17 protein-coding genes are annotated in these 19,191 nt (G+C 69.9%); 8 read left to right on the top strand and 9 right to left on the bottom strand.

Features of this window, described 5'->3' with window-relative positions:
• Positions 1-5: 5 nt before the first annotated feature.
• On the bottom strand, positions 6-1,340 hold the full coding sequence (locus ACT3UN_RS13715; RefSeq protein WP_301443352.1) for a PspC domain-containing protein: 1,335 nt from the start codon (positions 1,338-1,340) through the stop codon (positions 6-8).
• 137 nt (positions 1,341-1,477) lie between these two features.
• Here ACT3UN_RS13715 and ACT3UN_RS13710 point away from each other — a divergent pair, with 137 nt between their 5' ends.
• From ACT3UN_RS13710 to ACT3UN_RS13685, 6 genes are all read left to right on the top strand, one after another.
• Positions 1,478-2,776, top strand: coding sequence for an ATP-binding protein (locus ACT3UN_RS13710; RefSeq protein WP_444657306.1), 1,299 nt, complete (start codon positions 1,478-1,480; stop codon positions 2,774-2,776).
• Positions 2,773-3,486, top strand: coding sequence for a response regulator (locus ACT3UN_RS13705; protein ID WP_301443354.1), 714 nt, complete (start codon positions 2,773-2,775; stop codon positions 3,484-3,486). The genes ACT3UN_RS13710 and ACT3UN_RS13705 overlap by 4 nt, the downstream gene beginning before the upstream one ends.
• Positions 3,487-3,505: 19 nt before the next feature.
• Positions 3,506-3,769, top strand: coding sequence for a hypothetical protein (locus ACT3UN_RS13700; RefSeq protein ID WP_301443355.1), 264 nt, complete (start codon positions 3,506-3,508; stop codon positions 3,767-3,769).
• Between the two features lie 7 nt (positions 3,770-3,776).
• Positions 3,777-4,220, top strand: a complete 444-nt coding sequence (locus ACT3UN_RS13695; RefSeq protein WP_301443356.1) for an SRPBCC domain-containing protein — start codon at positions 3,777-3,779, stop codon at positions 4,218-4,220.
• Positions 4,217-5,188 (top strand): nitroreductase family protein, encoded by a 972-nt coding sequence (locus ACT3UN_RS13690; RefSeq protein ID WP_441582175.1) that lies wholly within the window; start codon positions 4,217-4,219, stop codon positions 5,186-5,188. The genes ACT3UN_RS13695 and ACT3UN_RS13690 overlap by 4 nt, the downstream gene beginning before the upstream one ends.
• An 84-nt stretch (positions 5,189-5,272) precedes the next feature.
• Positions 5,273-7,033, top strand: a complete 1,761-nt coding sequence (locus tag ACT3UN_RS13685) for an ABC-ATPase domain-containing protein (RefSeq protein ID WP_301443493.1) — start codon at positions 5,273-5,275, stop codon at positions 7,031-7,033.
• 4 nt (positions 7,034-7,037) lie between these two features.
• Here the strand turns inward: ACT3UN_RS13685 and ACT3UN_RS13680 are convergent, their stop codons facing one another.
• The 8 genes from ACT3UN_RS13680 to mmuM all read right to left on the bottom strand — a co-directional run bounded on the left by ACT3UN_RS13680 (position 7,038) and on the right by mmuM (position 16,045).
• On the bottom strand, positions 7,038-7,958 hold the full coding sequence (locus tag ACT3UN_RS13680) for a hypothetical protein (protein WP_444657305.1): 921 nt from the start codon (positions 7,956-7,958) through the stop codon (positions 7,038-7,040).
• Positions 7,940-9,325, bottom strand: a complete 1,386-nt coding sequence (locus ACT3UN_RS13675; protein WP_301443495.1) for a M20/M25/M40 family metallo-hydrolase — start codon at positions 9,323-9,325, stop codon at positions 7,940-7,942. Before ACT3UN_RS13675 ends, ACT3UN_RS13680 begins: the two co-directional genes overlap by 19 nt.
• Complete coding sequence (locus tag ACT3UN_RS13670) at positions 9,322-10,185, bottom strand: MetQ/NlpA family ABC transporter substrate-binding protein (protein WP_444657304.1); 864 nt, start codon at positions 10,183-10,185, stop codon at positions 9,322-9,324. The genes ACT3UN_RS13675 and ACT3UN_RS13670 overlap by 4 nt, the downstream gene beginning before the upstream one ends.
• Before the next feature lie 52 nt (positions 10,186-10,237).
• A complete protein-coding gene (locus tag ACT3UN_RS13665; RefSeq protein ID WP_301443497.1) occupies positions 10,238-11,329 on the bottom strand; it encodes a 2,3-butanediol dehydrogenase in 1,092 nt (363 codons plus the stop codon).
• A gap of 214 nt (positions 11,330-11,543) precedes the next feature.
• Positions 11,544-12,404 carry an N-acetylmuramoyl-L-alanine amidase gene (locus tag ACT3UN_RS13660; RefSeq protein ID WP_441582176.1) on the bottom strand — a complete coding sequence of 287 codons (861 nt, stop codon included), beginning with the start codon at positions 12,402-12,404 and terminating at the stop codon, positions 11,544-11,546.
• Positions 12,405-12,435: 31 nt separating this feature from the next.
• Positions 12,436-13,515 (bottom strand): Gfo/Idh/MocA family protein, encoded by a 1,080-nt coding sequence (locus ACT3UN_RS13655; RefSeq protein WP_301443729.1) that lies wholly within the window; start codon positions 13,513-13,515, stop codon positions 12,436-12,438.
• Positions 13,516-13,537: 22 nt separating this feature from the next.
• Complete coding sequence (locus ACT3UN_RS13650; RefSeq protein ID WP_301443728.1) at positions 13,538-15,037, bottom strand: GntP family permease; 1,500 nt, start codon at positions 15,035-15,037, stop codon at positions 13,538-13,540.
• A gap of 93 nt (positions 15,038-15,130) precedes the next feature.
• Positions 15,131-16,045: a homocysteine S-methyltransferase gene (gene mmuM / locus ACT3UN_RS13645; protein ID WP_301443727.1), complete on the bottom strand. Its 915-nt coding sequence runs from the start codon at positions 16,043-16,045 to the stop codon at positions 15,131-15,133.
• Between the two features lie 36 nt (positions 16,046-16,081).
• Between mmuM and ACT3UN_RS13640 the strand changes: the two genes are divergently transcribed.
• The gene (locus tag ACT3UN_RS13640) at positions 16,082-17,497 is read left to right on the top strand and encodes an amino acid permease (RefSeq protein ID WP_301443726.1); all 1,416 of its coding nucleotides are present in this window, start codon (positions 16,082-16,084) and stop codon (positions 17,495-17,497) included.
• Between the two features lie 262 nt (positions 17,498-17,759).
• On the top strand, positions 17,760-19,100 hold the full coding sequence (locus ACT3UN_RS13635) for a sodium/glutamate symporter (RefSeq protein ID WP_444657303.1): 1,341 nt from the start codon (positions 17,760-17,762) through the stop codon (positions 19,098-19,100).
• Positions 19,101-19,191 lie beyond the last annotated feature (91 nt).

Below are 19,191 nucleotides of genomic sequence, written 5' to 3'. Positions count from 1 at the left end.
CCGGATCAACTCACACGGTCGAAGGTGACCTCGGACATCGTGGACTCGACGTTCACGGTCAGGGTGTTCACCTCACCGTCGGCGGTACTGCCGGCGCTGCCGGTGCTGCCGGTGCCAGTGGCACTGTCTGTGCCACGGACCAGCGTGCCGTCCAGGCTGCCGCAGTCGACGCCCGCCATCGTCACCGACTCGCAGTTCAGGTGCACGCGGTAGGACGGCCCGTCGGTGGTGCGTGGGAACAGCACCGTGACCGAACCCATGGTGGACGACAGGTCGACCACGCTGTCCTGCTCCACCGTAGCTCCGGTGAAGTCCAGCGTCGGTGAACTCATCGTGTAGGAGTAGCTGCTGTGCGCAGGCACCTCACCGATCTGCTGCGCATCACTGGTGAACGTCCCGGAGTAACTGCTGCCTTCCGCGGAGGTCACCCCACCCCACCGGGGAGCCAGGATCGCGCCGAGCGCGATGATTCCGGCAACCACCGCCAGGACCACGGCCAACACCATGGCCACGACCAGGGCGCGCAACCCGCGGCGCTTCTTCTTCGGGGCGCCGGACGCACCGGACGCCGCATCTGCGTCACCGTCGCCGGGCTCACCGGGGTCCGGCAGGTCCCACGCGAAGGGGGCGGTGCCCAGCGGATCCCACGACGGCGGCTGACGACGCGGCGGCTCGAAACCCGGCGCGGCGGAAACGTCGCCGAGGTCGACGGTCGGCGCAGCGTCCTGCCCCTGCGCCGGCTCGTACGTCGGCTGCGTCGGCGCAGCGTCCGACGGCCGGGTCGGCTGTGCCGGCCCCTGGGTAGGCCCCTGCCACCCCTGGTGGTCGTCGCGTTCCAGCAGCCCGACCGGCGCCACCGGCTGGCGCTCGTAGAGCAGCCACCAGGCCACACCCGTCACCGCCGCGCAGACCACCATGCCGGTGAGCGTGATCCCGCCGCTGAGGATGCCGCCGAAGACGAGGAACACCGCGCCCACGATCAGGGTGCCGATCGCCAGCGAGCGGTCCTCGGCGAAGCGCGGGTCGCGCTCACCACGCATCAGCACGTCCAGCGGGGAGCGCGGCACGGTGTAGCGCCGCATGACCAGCAGTGCGATGCCGTAGGCCCACAGGCCCACACCGCCGACGAAGGTCGCCAGGACGAACACCAGGCGCACCAGCAGCGGCGAGACCTGGTAGCGCACGGCGATGCCCTCGCAGACGCCGAAGAACCAGGAGCGGGTGGACTGGCTGCGCGGGAAGCGGACGGGGCGGGTCTCCCACATCCGACGGACCGTGGATTCGAAGTTGCCCCGGGGGCTGCCCGTGCCCGGGCTCGTTGACTGTGCCGTGTAACTCATGGTCCCCATTCTTCGCGGAGCTCCAGCAAAGCACATCGGGGACAGCCCTGAGATCATCCCTGATCATTTCCCTGACCGCGGATCTCAGGGTTTCCCCCGATACCCCGGGGACCCCTGGCCCTGGCAGGCTGGTGGGTATGAGTCACTCCCCTGTCCCGCGTCCCCGGCCGGGCGCGCGCACGACCGGCTCGCCCACGCCCGACCTGTTCCGGGTGTCCGACGGCAAGCTCGTCGCCGGGGTGTGCACCGGGCTGGCCGCGCACCTGGGTGTGCGTCTCACCGTGGTGCGCCTGTTCTTCGCCCTGGCCAACGTGGTCGCCGGTCTGGGGTTCATCTCCTACGCCGCGCTGTGGGTGTTCACCACGCGGGTGGGCACCGCCGCCGAGGCGTGCAACCCCACGTCCGTGGCGTCCTGCCGCGCCCGTGGTCTGGACCCGGGGCTGGTCAACCGACCGGTGCGGGGCGTCGACCGGTTGCTCGTGGCGCTGGCCGTGGTGGTCTTCCTCGCCGGGGCGGCGACGCGCCCGCAGGTCGCGGTCAGCGCGTTGCTGCTCGCCGGCGGTGTGCTGCTGGTGTGGCGCACCTTCGGCCCCAACGCCCTCGCCGGACGCCCCGGGCAGGACGGCCCGGCGTCGCGCGTGCCCGGCGGGCTGCAGTGGGCCAGCCTCGTCGGCGGGCTGCTGCTGCTGGTCGTCGGTATCGGCGTCACCGTCTTCGGCATCAGCCTCGACGACGGCAGCGCTGACGGGACAGGCGGGGTGATCGTACCGGCGCTTATCGCCGCGGTCGCGATCATCGCCGGGCTCATCGTGGTGCTCATCCCGTTGTGGCTGCGCCTGTGGTCGATGGCCAACGCCACCGCCCGCGAGCGTGCCGCCGAGGAGGAACGAGCCCGCATCGCCGCGCGTATCCACGACTCCGTGCTGCAGACCCTCACCCTGATCCAGAAGAAGTCCGGCGAGCCGGAGATCGCCCAGCTGGCGCGCAGCCAGGAGCGTCAGCTGCGCCAGTGGCTCTTCGCCCCCGGCGAGTCGGTGCGCACCGAGACGCTCTTCGGCGCGCTACGCGTGGCCTGCGGCGAGGTGGAGGACACCTTCGGCGTGCAGATACGACCCGTGATCGTCGGCGAGGACCGCGACACCGACGACGCCTCCGTGGCCCTGCTGCTCGCCGGACGCGAGGCGATGGTCAACGCGGCGAAACACTCGGGCTGCCGCGAGGTCAACGTGTACCTCGAGGTGAGCGAGGCAGGCACACTGGAACTCTTCGTGCGCGACCGCGGCCCCGGCTTCAGCGTCGAGGACATCCCGGCCGACCGGCAGGGGGTGCGCTCGTCGATCATGGACCGGATGCGGCGCGTGGGCGGTAGCGTGGAGATCAACTCGGGGCAGTTCGGCACCGAGGTCATCCTGCGGCTGGAAGGGCATGCACAGTGACGGTTTCGGTGTTCCTCGTCGACGACCACGCGATGTTTCGCACCGGGGTGCGCGCCGAGCTCACCGGACGTCCCGAGGTAGAGGTCGTCGGTGAGGCCGGCACCGTCGGCGACGCGGTCGCCGGCATCCGGGACCTCGCGCCGCAGGTCGTCCTGCTCGACGTGCACATGCCCGACGGCGGCGGGCTGCAGGTGCTGCGCGACCTCGCCGCCACCGACCACCTTCCGCAGGTGCTGGGGCTGAGCGTGTCCGACGACCCGACGGACGTGATCTCGCTGATCAGGGGTGGTGCACGCGGCTACGTGACGAAGAACATCAGCGGTGACGAGCTGGTGGACTCCGTGCTGCGCGTGCACTCCGGCGACGCGGTGTTCTCCCCGCGCCTGGCCGGCTACGTGCTCGACGCCTTCACCGCCGGTCCCGCCGAGGCACCGGCCGTCGAGCCCACGGAAGGCTCAGAAGCCACAGAACCCGCCGAACCCGCCCCCTTGCCCGAGGACGCCGACCAGAGCGTCCTGTCCACGCTCACCCCGCGGGAGAAGGAGGTCCTGCGCCTGCTCGCCCGCGGCTACACCTACCGGGAGATGGCCGCCCGCCTGTTCATCTCGGTGAAGACCGTGGAGACCCACGTCTCCAACGTGCTGCGCAAGACCCAGCAGACCAACCGACACTCCCTGTCGAGGTGGGTGTCCGACAACAGGCTGGGATGAGCGTGTAGAAGTGGTGGGCATGAGTAACCAGAACGCCAGCTACACCGTCACCGTCGTGCGCGACGATTCTGTGCAGGACATGCAGGACGCACCGGCGTGGTGCGCCGCCGTCGCCGGCGTCGAGGGTGCCGTCGTGTGGGGCGACGACTTCGACGACCTGGAGGCCGGGGTACGTGCCAAGCTCGCCGACCACGCGCCCGGCGTCGACCCCGACCTGACCTGGGAGATCGACACCGGCGACGGTCCCGGCAGCGCCCACCAGACGCCCCTGAACTCGATGTAGGCGCGCCATGGACCCCGCGACCCTCACGCTGCAGACGCAGCTGGCCACCACACCGACCCGCGCCTTCCGCGCGCTGACGCGGGCCGGCCAGCTGCGCCGCTGGTTCGTCGACAGCCTCGACTACGACCGTTCCCTGCTGGTCTTCGGCGCGGGACGCCAGCTCACCTTCATCACCGGAACCGTGCTCGCCGGGCAGGGGCAGGTCACGACCTTCCGTCCGCCGTCGGTGCTGGAGTACAGCTGGAACAACGAGACGCTGCGCTTCGAACTCGACGCCGAGGGCGAGGAGACCTCCCTGACCTTCACCAACACCATCTACGGGGCGCAGGCCGAGGCCATCGCCGAGGCCTCCGTGCCCGACTGGGAGGAGGCCCTGGCCCGGCTGCGCGGACTGTTCACCGGCGACGGACCGGAACTTCACGGCGACGAGGCACAGGAGGGGCAGGAATGACGGGGACCCCGGGGCCTGAATCACCGGACGCCACGCCGGACGACCGGCTGACCAGCCGCTACGGCCGGGCCCAGTCGTGGACGCCGCCGCAGTGGAACTCCACGCTGGACACCGTCACCGCCCACCGCTCGGTGCGGCTGTGGCAGGACCGGCCGGTCGACGACGCGACCCTGGACACGATTCTCGCCGCCGCGCAGTCCGCGCCGTCCTCGTCGAACAAGCAGACCGTCTCGGTCGTCGCCGTGCGTGATCAGGCGGTGAAGGAGGAGTTGGCGAGCATCGGCGCGCGGATGTCCTCGCACGTCGCCACCGCCCCGGTGGTGCTCGTGTGGATGGTGGACTTCTCCCAGATCCGTTTCCACGCCGCGCAGGTCAAGGCAGCGGAGGACGCCGAGGACGCGGAAGCCGCCGAAGGTAGCGCGGGGCCTGCCGAGGAGATCCACGGGGTGTCCTCGCGTCCCCCGCACGACCTCGGGGCACTGGACTACCTGGACGAGCCGGTGACCTCGGTGCTCGACATCGGCATCATCTCGCAGACCGCCGCGATCGCCGCGGAGTCGCTGGGGCTGGGCACGGTGTTCCTCGGCTCGATGCGCAACGACATCGGCGCGGTGCAGGAGATCCTCGGCGTCCCGCAGGACGTGGTCCCGTTCCTCGGGCTGGCGATCGGCTACGGCGATCCGTCGGAGAACGCCGGGGTGAAGCCGCGGCTGCCGATGGAGCTCTTCGTGCACCACGACCACTACAACGACCGTGGTGGCGACGAAGCTGGTTCAGCCGGGGAGCGTGAGCGTGCCGCCCTGCTCGCCGACTACGACGAGGTTCTGGGCGCCTACTTCGCCCGCTACGGCCAGCACCCGCAGTGGTCGACGCAGACGCTGCACCGGGTGTCGGACAAGGCCGCCACGAAGACGAAGCGTCACCTGCTGCGCCGCTTCCTGGAGCGCGCCGGCTTCGCACTGCGGTAGTCAGCAACCCCGGAGGGTGGTGCGACCATCCTCCGGGGTTGCTCCGTGGGGTGCCGCCCGCCCGGACTGTTACCCTGCACAGACATGACACGACGACCGGACTCAGCGTCAGACCTGCGAAGCACCCTGAACGGACTCGACGGTGCAGGCTACGGCGCGTACAAGAAGCTGCGCGGCTCCCACCGGCTGCACACCACCTCCGGCACACCGGTGACCCTGTCGATCGACAAGGTGCAGGCAGACCCCTTCGCCCCGCCGTCGTTGATCCAGGCCAGCGTGCCGTGGTCGGCGACCGGCATCCCCGGCGACGCGTCCGGCGAGGTCCCGCTGCGCGACCACCTCACCCGGCGCGTGGCCACCGCCCTGCGCGCCCACAACCCCTCCGGTGGCAAGGGCGCGGGTTTCCTGTCCGTCGATGCACCCGGCCAGCAGGTCCTGGACCGCAGCAGCGTGGCCGTCGAACCGGCGGGGAGAGCCGGGCAGGACGCCCACCTCACCGTCCGGCTCGAGGCGGCGATGCCCGCCCAGGGCCGACGCATCCGCGGCCGGGCGGCGGCGACGTTGCTGTGCGAGGTGCTGCCCGCGGTGGTGCAGGATGCGCTGCTCGACCTCGATACACCGTCGCTGGACGCTCTCGCCCAGGCCCGCAGAACCTACCGTGACCAGGAGTTCCTGCGCTCCTGGCTCGGCGGGGAGGGCCTGGTCGGCTTCGTGGCGGACGGTTCGGTCCTGCCGCGTGCGGCCGGCAACTCGCAGCGTCCGCTCACCAGCGCGGTCCCCTTCGAGGCCCCGGAGTCCCTGCGGCACACCGTGACGCTGCCCTCGGGCCGGACGGTGAGCGGGCTGGGCGTGCCGACGGGTGTCACCTTGATCGTCGGCGGCGGCTACCACGGCAAGTCCACGCTGCTCAACGCGCTGGAACTGGGGATCTACAACCACGTGCCCGGCGACGGCCGCGAGTTCGCCGTCACCGACGCCGACTCCGTCGCCCTGCGCGCCGAGGACGGACGCCCGGTCACCGACGTGGACATCTCCGCCTTCCTCCACGACCTGCCCGGCGGGACGAGCGGGAGAACTCCCGACACCAGCTGCTTCTCCACCACCAACGCCTCGGGCTCCACTTCCCAGGCCGCCGGACTCGTCGAGGCGGTGGACTCCGGTGCGACCACCCTGCTCATCGACGAGGACACCTCGGCGACGAACTTCATGATCCGCGACGACCGGATGCGCACCCTCGTGCCTGCTGCGAAGGAGCCGATCACCCCGCTGGTCGACCGCGCCCGCTCCCTGCACGATGACCTGGGTGTCTCCACCGTGCTCGTCGCCGGCGGCTCGGGCATGTTCATCGACGTCGCCGACACGGTGATCATGCTGGACGGCTACCGTCCGGTGGACGTCACCGCGCGCGCCGCCGAACTCGCCGAACCTGCCGGACGCACCGAGCCGATGCGGCGTCCTGCGCCCCGCACCCTGGCGCGTGCGTCGTTCTCCTCCCCGGGACGCGGCGGCAAGGGGCCACGTCCCCCGCAGGCGAAGGGCCTGCACACGGTGCGTGCCGGCGGGAAGTCGGACGAGGACCACATCGACCTGGCTGCCTGGTCGCAGCTCGTCGACTCCTCACAGACCAATGCCATCGCCGCCGCTCTCGCCGGGCTGGATCTCGACGGTGCCACTCCCCTGGTCGAGCTCGTCGACGAGGTTGTCGCCCGGGTCGACCACGACGGGCTGGACGTACTGTCCACCCACGGCGCCGGACGCCACCCCGGGCATCTGGCGGGAGTGCGCCGCCACGAGATCGCCGCCGCGGTGAACCGCTACCGCGGACTACGCGCCACCCGGGCCTGACCGGCTACTGGGGCACGGAACCTGGGGGCGTGGCGATGACCACGTCGTCCGGACCATTGCAGATCTCGCCCGCCTGAAGCTCCGCGCTGCGTCCGGCGGACGGAATGGAACAGCTCCACTCCCCGACCATCATGGCCAGGGTGTTGCCGCCGCCCTCGGACGGGGCGCGCTCGCGGTACTCGTCGATCACGCCCTCGGCCGTCAGGCACGACACCGAACCCTCGCGGACCTCCACCAACGTGTTGCCGGACGCCGCCCCGCACGTCGTACCCGCCGACACCGGTTCGTCGGTCTCGGCGTAGTCCTCGGTGATCTCAGGTTCATCGGGGGCCACGTGGTACTCGGAGTCGAGGACGTCGCCGGCGACGGTCATGGCGCGGTCCTCCCCGCTGACGGTCAGGCCGATGTCGCCGACGGTGCAGTCGAGTTCACCCTCCTCCAGGGCGCAGGATGCCTCACCGACGCTGATCCTTTCCCCGTCCTGCAGTTCCCCCGGGGCCGGCGGCACGCCCTCGAGCAGCGTGTAGGTGACGCCCTCGGCGGTGATCGTCGCCGCACCCGGACGCTGCCGCTCGAAGGGCGGGACCTCGATGTCCGGGGCATCGTCCGGGGCGATACCGCTGCAGGTCACGGACGTGGAGTCGGACGCAGCACTGTCCTCGGCGACCACGCAGAGACCCATGTCCGCCGAATCCGAAGCACCCGTGCGGTAGTTGAAGATCGTGCGCCCGTCCCGCTCGAAGTCGGCCGGGTCGACGTCCACGACCGTCGGGGTGTCGGTCGCCGAGGCCGTCGCCGACGTCGATTCAGGGGCGAAGGTCGGCGTCGGTGCGTCCTGCCCGTCCCCTGAGGAGGAGCAGCCGACGATGAGGGATGCCACGGCAAAGGCACCGGTGGCGAGGGTGGTTATCTGTAGTCTCCGCACAGGAACGTGTCTACCAGGTGGGCGTACGCCCTGACCGTCAAATCCAGATCCTCGAGGTACAGGTGCTCGTCGTGGGTGTGCAGCTGCGCGTTGACCTCGGCCAACGTGCGCTCGCGGGCGTTGAGGGCGAAGCCGTAGCCGACACCGCCGAGGCGCCTGGCGAAGCGAAGGTCGGACCCACCGGCGGCGAGGGCGGGCACGATCCTCGCCTCGGGGAAGAACTCCCCCACCGTCTCCCCGATCGCCCGGTACAGCGCGGAGTCGGTGGTCGACACCTCCGCCGGCTCGGAGATCAGCCGTTCGATGGTCACCTCGTCGGCCAACTCACCGAGGACGGCGCGCAGTTCTGCGTCGACGGAGTCGTCGTCCTGCCCGGGCAGCGGGCGGATGTCGAGCTCCAGGTAACCGCCGGACGGCAGGACGTTGATCGCCTGACCGGCACGCAGCACCGTCGGCGCGATGGTCAGGTGCGACACCGCGTCGGCGTAGCGCGCCAGGTCACCGAACTGCAGGTAGGCGGCGTCGTCTGCACCCGCGAGCAGGGCGTCCTGCACGTCGGGGTCGAAGCGGAAGGCCTCGACGAAGCCCCGCCACAGCGGGTCCTTCGACACCGCCGGACGGTGCGCGGCGATGCGTCCGGCGACCTCAGCCAGGCGGGCGACGGTGAGGTCGCGGCCGAAGGGCTGCGAGCCGTGGCCGGCGTCGCCGGAGACGTGCAGACGACGCTGGGCCGCGCCCTTCTCCCCGACGACGACCACCACGGCGTCCTGCCCGTCGGTGGTGGGCAGGTGCGATCCACCGGTCTCGGAGACGCAGTTGCGCCAGCTGAACGCGTCCGGGTGCTGCTCGGAGAGCCATTTCGCACCCAGCCCGCCGCGGGCCTCCTCGTCGGCGACGCCGACGAAGGTCAGCGTCCCGCGCGGTGGGCGGCCGGAGCTCGCGGCTCCCCGGGCGGCACGGGCGGCCTGCCGGGTGACCACCGCCATCGGCGCGGTGAGCCCCAGCATGTCCACGGTGCCGCGGCCGTAGATCCTGCCGTCGATGACCTCGCCGCCGAAGGGGTCGACGCTCCAGCGGTCGCGGTCGACCGGGACCACGTCGGTGTGGCCGAGGAAGGTCAGCGGTTCGGCGTCCGGGTCGCTGCCCGGCACGGTGACGATGATGCTGGTGCGCCCCTCACGCGGCTGCAGGCGGGTGACCTGAACGGACCCGGCGGCGATCTCCTCGGCGAAGAAGGCCTCCAGGGTGTCGGCGTTGCGGACCTCCTGGCCGGAGTCGGCGGTGAGGTCGTTGACGCAGGCGTTGCGCACCATCGCCTGCAGCAGGTCGAGGGAGTCTGTGTAGAGCTCGCCGTAGGAGTCGCTCATCGCAGCGCCTCCGGCACGTACCAGTAGTCGCCCTCGCCACGGCCGTCGAGGTAGTCGGCGAACTCGTCGGAGCGGTAGGCCTCGACCACGGCGTCCGCCCAGTCGGTGTCGGTGTCCTCACCGCGCACCACGGCGACGAGCTCGAGGTCGGGCAGCAACTCCTCCTGCAGCAGCTGCAGGTCCGGGTCCACCCCGGCGGCGTAGGACATGGAGCCGGGGATCACCGCCCAGTCGACGTCGTCGAGCGCGCGCGAGATCAACCCGGAGTCCAGGGTGCGGATGTCCAGGTCGTGGGGGTTGCCGGTGATGTCGGCGGCGGTGAGGTTGGTCTCGTCGGCGTCGTCGGCGAAGGTGAGCCAGCCGGCCTGGCCGAGGATGCGGTAGGCGCGCGAGGCGTTCGACGGGTCCTCGGGGATGCTCACGGACTGCCCGTCGGCGGCGGCGTCGAGGTTGTCGTGGCGCGAGGAGTACAGGCCCGCCGGCACCGTGGGGATCGGCGTGATCGCCGCCAGGTCCGCCCCGGACTCGTTGTTGAAGTTCTCCATGTAGGCGGTGTGCTGGTCGACGTTGAGGTCCACGCTGCCCTCCTGCAGTGCGACGTCGGCCTGCTGCAGTTCGGAGAAGTCGTCGAAGGTGACCTCGTAGCCCTCGTCCTCGAGGATCGGCACCACGCCCTCGCGGAAGAGTTCGCTGTAGGGCCCCGGGGACGTCCCGACGCGGATCGTCCCGTCCTGCGCGTCGTTTGCGCCGGATGCGCAGGACGCCGCGCCCATCGCGAGCGCGGCGGCGACGGTCGTCGCCCCGGCTGCGCGTAGGACGCGGCGGGTGGTGCTGCCTGTGGCGCTGGTGGCGCTGGTCATGCTGGTCTCCTCGTGGTGGGTGGAACGTCGTCCACCCACCACACTAGACCAGTCAGTCTAGTCCGTTACCGGAGGGGGAGACGAGGATCTTCACCGCGGTCTCGTTGCGGTTGATCAGCGTGTCGAAGCCCTCGTCGACCAGGCCCTCCAGGCCGATCTTGCCGGTGATGAACGGGGCGAGGTCGATCTTGCCGGACTCCACCAGCTCGATCGTGGACGGGTGGGAGTTGACGTAGCCGATGGTGCCGCGCACGTCGAGCTCCTTCATGACCAGCTTGTGCATGTCGAAGTCGGACTTGTGGCCCCAGATCGACACCACGACGAGCACACCGGTGGGACGCAGGGCGTCCATCAGCGTGTCGAGCACGACCTGCACCGAGGTGCACTCGAAGGCGACGTCCGCGCCGACCCCGTCGGTCAGCCCGTTGACCTCGTCGACGACGTTGACCTCGGCTGGGTTCAGGACGACGTCCGCCACCCCGGAGTCCAGTGCCTTCTGCCGGCGCAGCTCGGAGAGCTCCGACATGATGACCCGGGCACCGATGGCCTTGAGCACCGCGGCGGTGAGCAGGCCGATGGGGCCGGCGCCGCCGATCAGGGCGGTCTTGCCCTTGGCGTCGGTGGCCAGCAGGCCCGAACGCTCCACGGCGTGGTAGCCCACTGTCAGCGGCTCGATCAGCGCAGCCTGGTCCAGCGGGATGGACTCGGAGATCTTGTGGATCCAGCGGCGACGCACGACCACGTTCTCCGAGAGTCCACCACCACGGCCGGCGAGGCCGATGAAGTTCATGTTCTCGGAGAGGTGGTAGGTGGTGGACTCGGGGCCGGTGTCCACGCCGTCGGCGATGATGTAGGGCTCCACGACCACGTGGTCGCCGACCTTCAGGTCGTCGATGCCCTCGCCGACCTCGCTGACCACGCCGGAGAACTCGTGGCCGAGGGTGACGGGAGCGTCCTCCCCGGAGATCGGGTGCGGCTTGCCGCAGGCCGGACAGAAGATCGGGCCGTCGAGGTACTCGTGCAGGTCGGTGCCGCAAATGCCGCACCAGGCCACGTCGATGCGGGCGGTGCCGGGCTCCAGCGGCTGCTGGTCGATGTCCTCGACCCTGATGTCGCCACGGTCGTAGAAACGTGCTGCTCTCATGGTGCGGTCCAGTCCTTCCGGGAGGGTGTGGGACCACCGGGTTGACGGCCCCGCGACACCCCCGAGATTAGCCACTTCCGGGGCGCTCCGCCGTAAGGATATAACTCCAGAAATAGTTGGATTTATGACCCCTGAACGGCAGATCACAGCGCCTCTCGAGGGGCGTCGCGGAACACAGAAGCTGTGCCTGGCCTGAGCTCCAGCTAGTCTCCCGTCAGCTCCCCAGCACACCACAGGACGGTGTGGTCGCCGCCGCGGCGACCAGCCCGGCAGACAACCCGTTGATATAGCGCGCCTTCTCCGCGTCCGTGATCCCGTGCGCTCCCCCGCCAGTGGCGCTGCCGAACTCACTGTAGACCCAGGGGGTGTCGGCGATCAGGGAGATCACCGGGATGTCGCCCTCCCACAGCGGGTCGCGTCCATTAAAAGAGTTGTCGTGCACAGACACCTGCGTGCCCTCCAGCAGCGATCGCGCACCGGCCACCACCCCGGACATCCGCTGCGACTCCTGCGCCACCGCCGGGTTGTCGAAGGTCACCGTGGCGGACTGTCCGTCCTGCCCGGTGCCGGTGCGCTGACCACCCTGACGCTGCGGGAAGATCGCCGAGTTCGCCCCGCCGGGTGTGGTGTGCACCGACACCCCCACGAAAGCCCCGGCGTCCGACGCGCGGTCGACCCGCTCGCGGTAGGTCACGTCGTCGTCCACCGACTCCTTGAGCAGGACGCTATCCACGCCTGCCAGCACCAAGCGCGACTCGACGGCGCGGGCGATGTCCATCGCGTCGACGTCCTCCTGCTCGTTGGGGTAGTCGATCATGCGCACGCCGGTGACCGGGTCGAAGTCCTCGGTGCGGGTGCCGTTGTGCCCCGGGTCGATCGCGACGACGCACCGGTCCGCCGAGCTGCCCGACGGAAGAGAGGGCAGGGATGACTGGGCGTACGCCACCCCGGTCCCCGCCGCCCCCAGCGCCATCCCCAGCGCACCGACCAGGGCCACACCCATCCTGGCTGCGGTACGGGAGGGGCCGGAGTTATGGATAGGACTGAAGGGACTGAAGGTACGGAAGAAAAGCATGAGGTAATTCTAAGACATTGAGACGGAAACCCTACTCCGGCCACCCCACCGCCAGCGCCCGCTCGATGACCTCGAGCACCGCCACGCTGCCCGCCGGGTCGACCGGCACGGGCCCCTCCCCACGGATCGCTACGGCGAGCTCCCGGTAAAAGGCGGCGTAGTCACCGTCCAGCGTCTCCACCGTGCGCGGCGCGGCCTCGCCGGACACAGTCCCCCACGACTCCGGCGGGGTCACGCCGAAGCCCGCGTCGCCGGGACGCAGGCCGTCCTTCAACGCCTGTTCCTGACCGTCGAGCCCCCAGCTGGTGTAGCCGGCAGCAGAGCCCACGACCTGGAAACGCGGGCCCGGGTTCGGACGCACCGCGCTCATCCACAGGTGCGAGCGCACCCCGGAGGTGTGGTGCAGGGCGAGGAAGACGTCGTCGTCGGCGCTGGTGCCCGGCCGACGCCGGTCGATCTCCACGTGCATCGAGTCCGGCGCCGAGTCCAGATCCACCGGCCCGAAGAGCTGCAACGCCTGGTCGATCACGTGCGACCCCAGGTCGAAGAGCACCCCGGCGCCGTCGACGGGCCGACCGGAGTAGCGCCAGGACTCACCCGGGGTGGGCTCGAACTTCTCGAAACGCGACTCGAACCGTGTGACCTGCCCAAACTCCCCGGCCTCGACGAGGGAACGCACGGTGCGGAAGTCACCGTCCCACCGCCGGTTCTGGAACACGGTGAGGCAGCGTCCTTCCCCGCGCCCGGCGTCCCGCGCCTTCGCGATCAGCGCGCGCCCGGCCGCGGCGGTGAGCACGAAGGGCTTGTCGAGCAGTACGTGCAGCCCGGCGTCCAGCGCCCCGGACGCCAGGGCCTCGTGCGAGTCCCCGGGCGTACCGATGACGACCAGGTCGAAGGCGTCGGCGCGGGCGAAGACGTCCTGGGCGGAGTCCAGCAGTTCGGCGTCCGGGTACTCCTCGCGCACGGCCGCGCGGCGCGCACCGTCGGTGGTGACCACCGCGCGCAGCTCGAAGGCGGGGTCGGCGGCGATGAACGGGGCGTGGAAGATACGTCCGGACAGGCCGAAGCCGATCACGGCGGTACGGACGGGGGCACTGATGGGGGTGCTCATGGCTCCCCTTCTACACGAAGATCTACACGAACACCGAGATCAGCAGCGCCATGAGCAGACCGAAGACGGAGACCAGGGTCTGCACCGTCATGTGCGTCTTGGTGGCCTGGCCCAGCGTCATGCCGAAGGACTCCTTGACGAACCAGAATCCGGCGTGGTTGATCCAGTTCAGACCCACCGAACCCGAACCGATGGCGATGACCACCAGGGACACGTACGCCGACGGCATGCCCACCACCAGCGGGGCGAGGATGCCCGTGGCGCTGACGATGCCGACCGTCGCCGAACCGGTGCAGAACGACAGGATCAGCCCGATCAGCCAGCCCAGCACGATGAGGTTCATGTCGATGCCGGAGACGACGTCGACGATGGCGTCGTTCATGTCGGAGGTCTTGAGCACCGAGTTGAACATGCCGCCGCCGGCGATGATCAGCGCCACACCGGCGACCGAGCCGAGAGAGTTGCCGAAGGACTTCTTCACGTCCGCACCGCTCATCTTCGATGCCGCGGACAGCACCACCCCGGCGAAGAGCACGCCGATGAACATGGCGATGACCGGCTCGCCGAGCAGTGCGGCGGGGGTCTTCAGCGCCGAGTCCGGGGCGACCAGGTCCACCACCGTCTCGAAGAGCATGAGCACCACCGGCACCAGCACGCACACGAACGCCAGCCACGTGGGCACAGGACGCAGCACGTTGCCGGACTCCTCGCCGCGGCGCGGCTCCGTGGCCACCGCGCCGTCCGAGTCGTCCGCGCCGTCCGGGCCGGACGCTGCGGCACCGGTGCCGCCCGCGGTGGGCGCCGCGGTGTCGGCCTCCAGCTGCGCCGGTGTGGTGCCGGTGTACTGGCGCACCAGCTTCTCGTCGGGCTCCAGGGAGATGCGCGGGGCGATGAAGTGACCGTAGACCGGCCCGGAGAGGATCACGGCGGGCACCGCGCACAGCAGGCCCAGGCCGATGGTCAGGCCGATGTTGGCGTCCAGCCCGTTGACGGCGATCGTCGGGCCGGGGTGCGGCGGCAGCATGCCGTGCAGGCAGCTCAGCGCCGCGATCGCGGGGATGAGGATCTTGAGGTACCAGGTCTTCGGACGGCCCGCGGCCACGTCGAGACGCAGGGCGACGCCGTAGATCACCGGCATGAGCACGACCAGGCCGACCTCGAAGAACATCGGGATACCGATGAGGAAGGCCACGCCGGTCATCACCCAGGGTGCGGTGCGCGGCGAGCTGTGCTCCACGACGAGGTCGGCGATGCGTCCGACCGCGCCGGAGTCGGCGAGCAGGCGGCCGAGCATCGCGCCGAGGAAGACGACGAGGCCGGTCTCGCCGAGGGTTCCCCCGGCACCGTCGATGAGGGTCTCCGGGATGTCGGCGAGCGGCAGCCCAGCGGCGACGGCGGCGAAGAAGGACACGACGGACAGCGCGAGGAACGGGTGGAGTTTCGTGCGCCAGTTGATCAGGAAGATCAGCAGGACGATCGACACCGCCAGAACCCCAACCAAATAAGCTGGTGAATCATACATGGAGAGCCAGGTTACACGTTCACCATAAGCGTCTATTGCACCACGGTAGGGCTATTGATGTGTCGGAGGATTCCCGCTCCGGTCAGTGGGAGTTCAGTGAGCGGACACGAGCTCGCGTAGCGCCGTGATCTCGCGCGGGGTTACCCGGCAGCAGCCGCCGATGACGTGCACCCCGGCGTCCAACAGGTCGGGCACGCTCTCCAGCAGGCCCGGGCCCTCACTGCTGCGCGGCACCCACACCCGGTTCACGTGGTCCCAGGTCTCACCGCTGTTGGGGTAGGCGATCAGCGGCAGGTCGGTGAACTCGGCGAGCCGGCGCACGCCGGCCAGCACGTCCCCCGCCGACCCGCAGTTCACCCCGACCGCGCGGATCGCCGAGGAACCGGACGCCACGGCGGCGACCTCCGCCAGATCCGTGCCGTCGCTGAGCACCCCGTCGCGCCCGGCGGCGACCGTCACGCTGAGCAGAGCCGGACGCCCCACCCGGTCGAGTTCCCCTGCCAGCGCCTCGACCTCGCGGATCGACGGGACTGTCTCCGCCAACAGGACGTCCGCCGGAGTGTCGGCGAGGATCTCGATGCGACGCCGGTGCCAGGCCGCCAGCTCGGCGGTGCTCAACCCGTAGTCCCCGTCGTACTCCGTGCCCTGCCCCGGGCCCGCGCCGTAGGGGCCGACGGACGCGGCGACGAGCACGTCGCCCGCTGCGTCCTGCGAACTTTTTTGGGCAAGCAGGACGCTGCGGCGCAGCAGCGACTCCGCGACGTCCGGCGCCTCGGAGGCGTAGACACCGGCGGCGACGAGACCGTCGACGGTGACCTCGTAGGAGCAGGTCGTGGCGATGTCGGCACCCGCGTCGAAGAAGTCACGGTGGGCGGCGGTGACCTCCGCCGGGTCGTCGCGCAGGATCTGCGCCGACCACAACGAACCGGTGACGTCGTTGCCACGGTCGGCCAGGCGGGTGCCGAGGCCACCGTCGAGAATCATTCGAGGAAGAAAGGGGTCTGTCATCCGGTCCACTGTAGACCGGACCGTAGAGTGTCAGCCATGACAGTCTCCTCGGACGCCCCGGACAGATCCGAACCCCCGGAAACTTCGAACACCGGGCTGCAACGCACCATGGCCTCGCGCCACCTGGTCATGATCGCACTCGGCGGTGTGATCGGCTCCGGGCTCTTCGTGTCCTCCGGCTACACCATCTCCCAGGCGGGACCGCTGGGCGCGGTGATCGCCTACGGCATCGGCGCGCTGGTCGCCTGGCTGGTGATGACGTGCCTCGGCGAGCTGGCCGTGGTGTACCCCGTCTCCGGCGGATTCCACGTGTACGCCACCCGGAACCTCGGCCCCGCCTGGGGTTTCACCACCGCCTGGCTGTACTGGCTGTGCTGGGCCGTGGCCCTGGGCAGCGAGTTCACCGCCATCGGCATCCTGATGCAACGCTGGTTCCCGGACGTCCCGGTGTGGGTCTGGTGCGCGGTGTTCGCCGCCGTACTGTTCGCCCTCAACGCGGTGTCCTCGAAGGTCTTCGGCGAGTCCGAGTTCTGGTTGTCCCTGATCAAGGTCATCGCCGTGGTGGCGCTGATCGTGGTCGGCGCGGCCTCCATCATCGGCATCAACCCGCTGTCGGACGGGGCGATCGGGCTCGGCAACTTCAACACCCCCGACGGGCTGCTGCCCACCGGCATCGGCGGCATCCTGATCACCACCCTGGCGGTGTTCTACGCATTCTCCGGCACCGAGCTCATCGGTGTCGCCGCCGGTGAGACCAAGGACCCGGAGAAGACGATCCCGAAGGCGATCCGCACCGCGGTGTTCCGCCTGACGGTGTTCTTCATCGGCGCGATCGCCGTGATCGCCGCGATCATCCCCTACTCCACCGCCGGGCTGGACGAGAGCCCGTTCGTGACCGTCTTCGACGTCGTCGGCCTGCCGCACATGGCCGACGTGATGAACTTCGTGATCATCACCGCGCTGCTGTCCGCCGGCAACTCAGGACTGTTCTCCTGCACCCGCATGCTGCACTCGCTGGCCTCCGAGGGGCAGGCACCGGCGGCGTTGGCACGCACCACGCGGCGCGGGATCCCGATGCTCGCGCTGTGCGTGTCCATGCTCGGCGGGCTGGCCTCGCTGCTGTCCAGCGTGGTGGCACCCGGTTCACTGTTCCTGGCGTTGGTCTCCGTGGCCGGCTTCGCGGTGGTGGCGGTGTGGATCGCCATCGCCGCCTCCCAGATCGCCTTCCGCCGCCGCTACACCGCCACGGGAGGGCTGGTCGAGGACCTGGCCTACCACTCGCCGCTGTTCCCCTGGGTGCCCGTCGCCGCGCTGGTGCTGTTGGTCGCCTCGCTGATCGGGGTGGGTTTCGACCCGTCGCAGCGTGCGTCGCTGTACTTCGGTGTTCCCTTCACGCTGGCCTGCCTGGCGTACTACCGCTGGCGGCACGGGCCCGGGGTGTTCCGGGCCTGAGGGACTGGGTGCGGCGGTGAGTGTGGCGGTGGGTGCGGGATGGACTGACAGTATTTGAACCTGTGACCCCATCGCCACCATCTGCCTCTGCCGCCCCCGCCGCCCCCGCGTCGCGACCTGCCGTGTCGCTTATGGGCCACGCCACAGGATAGGGTGTGCGAGTTCCGCCTGCCGTCCCCCACACCTACGGGGGACGGCAGGCTTTCTGCCATAGGACCGACTCCGGAAAACATCCCGGTCCCGACCCCCTCCAGGAGGCCATGTGGAGTACACCCCTTTCACCATGCTGACCGACGTCGGCTGGATATCCCTGTTGATCGTCATCGGCAGCATGCTGCGCCGCCGTGTCCCGGTCTTCCGGTCACTGCTGCTGCCCAGCCCGATCATCGCCGGCCTGCTGGGGCTGGTCCTCGGCCCGCAGATCCTGGGCCTGATCGGCCTGTCGGACGCGATGGGCGACTACACCACCCTTCTCATCGCCGTGGTCTTCGCGGCGATGCCGTACTCGATGCAGTTCGACCGTTCGGTGCGCACCGGGGCCAGGACGATGTGGTCGTTCTCCACGGGCATGTTCCTGGCGCAGTGGGGTGTGTTCATCCTGCTCGGCGTCCTGCTCTTCCAGCCCGTGTGGGGCACGGAGGACTGGTTCGGCATGATGCTGCCCGTCGGCTTCGTCGGCGGTTTCGGCACCGCGGCCGCCGTCGGCTCCTCCCTGGAGGCCGCCGGTGCCGCCGGCGCCAGCTCGCTGGGCTTCACCTCGGCGACGGTGGGCACGTTGGCGGCGATCGTCGGCGGCATCATCTTCGCGTCCTGGGGCATCCGCAAGGGCAAGACCACGGAGCTTCCCGCGAAGCTGCCGTGGGACCTGCGCTCCGGCTACATCGACAAGGTCAGTGAGCGTCCCTCCATCGGCCGGGCGACCACGAACCCGTCGTCGGTGGAGCCGCTGGCGCTGCACGTCGGTATCCTGGCGCTCACCGTGATGGTCGCCTACCTGGTCAACCAGGGGATCACGAGCGTGTTCCCGGACGTGTCGATCCCGCTGTTCGCGATGTCCTTCGTGATCGGGATCATCGGCAAGCTGCTGCTGCGGGTGTTCCGCACGCCGGACTACCTGGACCGCGACACGGTGTCGTCGATCTCCGGGGCGTCCACCGACTACCTGATCGCCTTCGGCATCGCCTCGATCGTCCCGGCCGCCATCGCGGACTACTGGATCCCGCTGGTGGTGCTGTTCGTGCTGGGCGTGATCTTCTGCATCTTCTTCTGCTGCATCATGGCACCGACGTTCTTCGGTGAGAACTGGGTGGAACGTGGCCTCTTCGGCTGGGGCTGGGCGACCGCGGCGGTGGCGACCGGTATCGCCCTGCTGAAGATCGTGGACCCGAAGCTGAAGTCCGGCACGATGTCCGAGTACGGCGTGGCCTACGTGGGCTTCGCCCCCTTCGAGATCGGCATGACGATCATCGCACCCATCGCGGTGATCGCCGGCTGGACGCTGGGCCTGGGCGCCGCGACGCTTGTGCTCGCGGTGGCGATCCTCGCCGCCCCCTGGGTGTTCCGGTGGTTGCCACACCACCGGGAGGACGCCCCGGTCGGGTAGACCGGGGCCGACGGTGCCGTGACGCCAACGACTGATCGGCACGAAGGGCGACACTCGTTCCGTGATCTTCCCTGAACACCAGGGTTAAGGG

It is taken from the genome of Corynebacterium sp. AOP12-C2-36, assembly GCF_052379185.1.
Lineage (GTDB): Bacteria > Actinomycetota > Actinomycetes > Mycobacteriales > Mycobacteriaceae > Corynebacterium.
The sequence above is the reverse complement of the archived record's forward strand: the minus strand, read 5'-3'. Positions and strand labels throughout refer to the sequence as shown.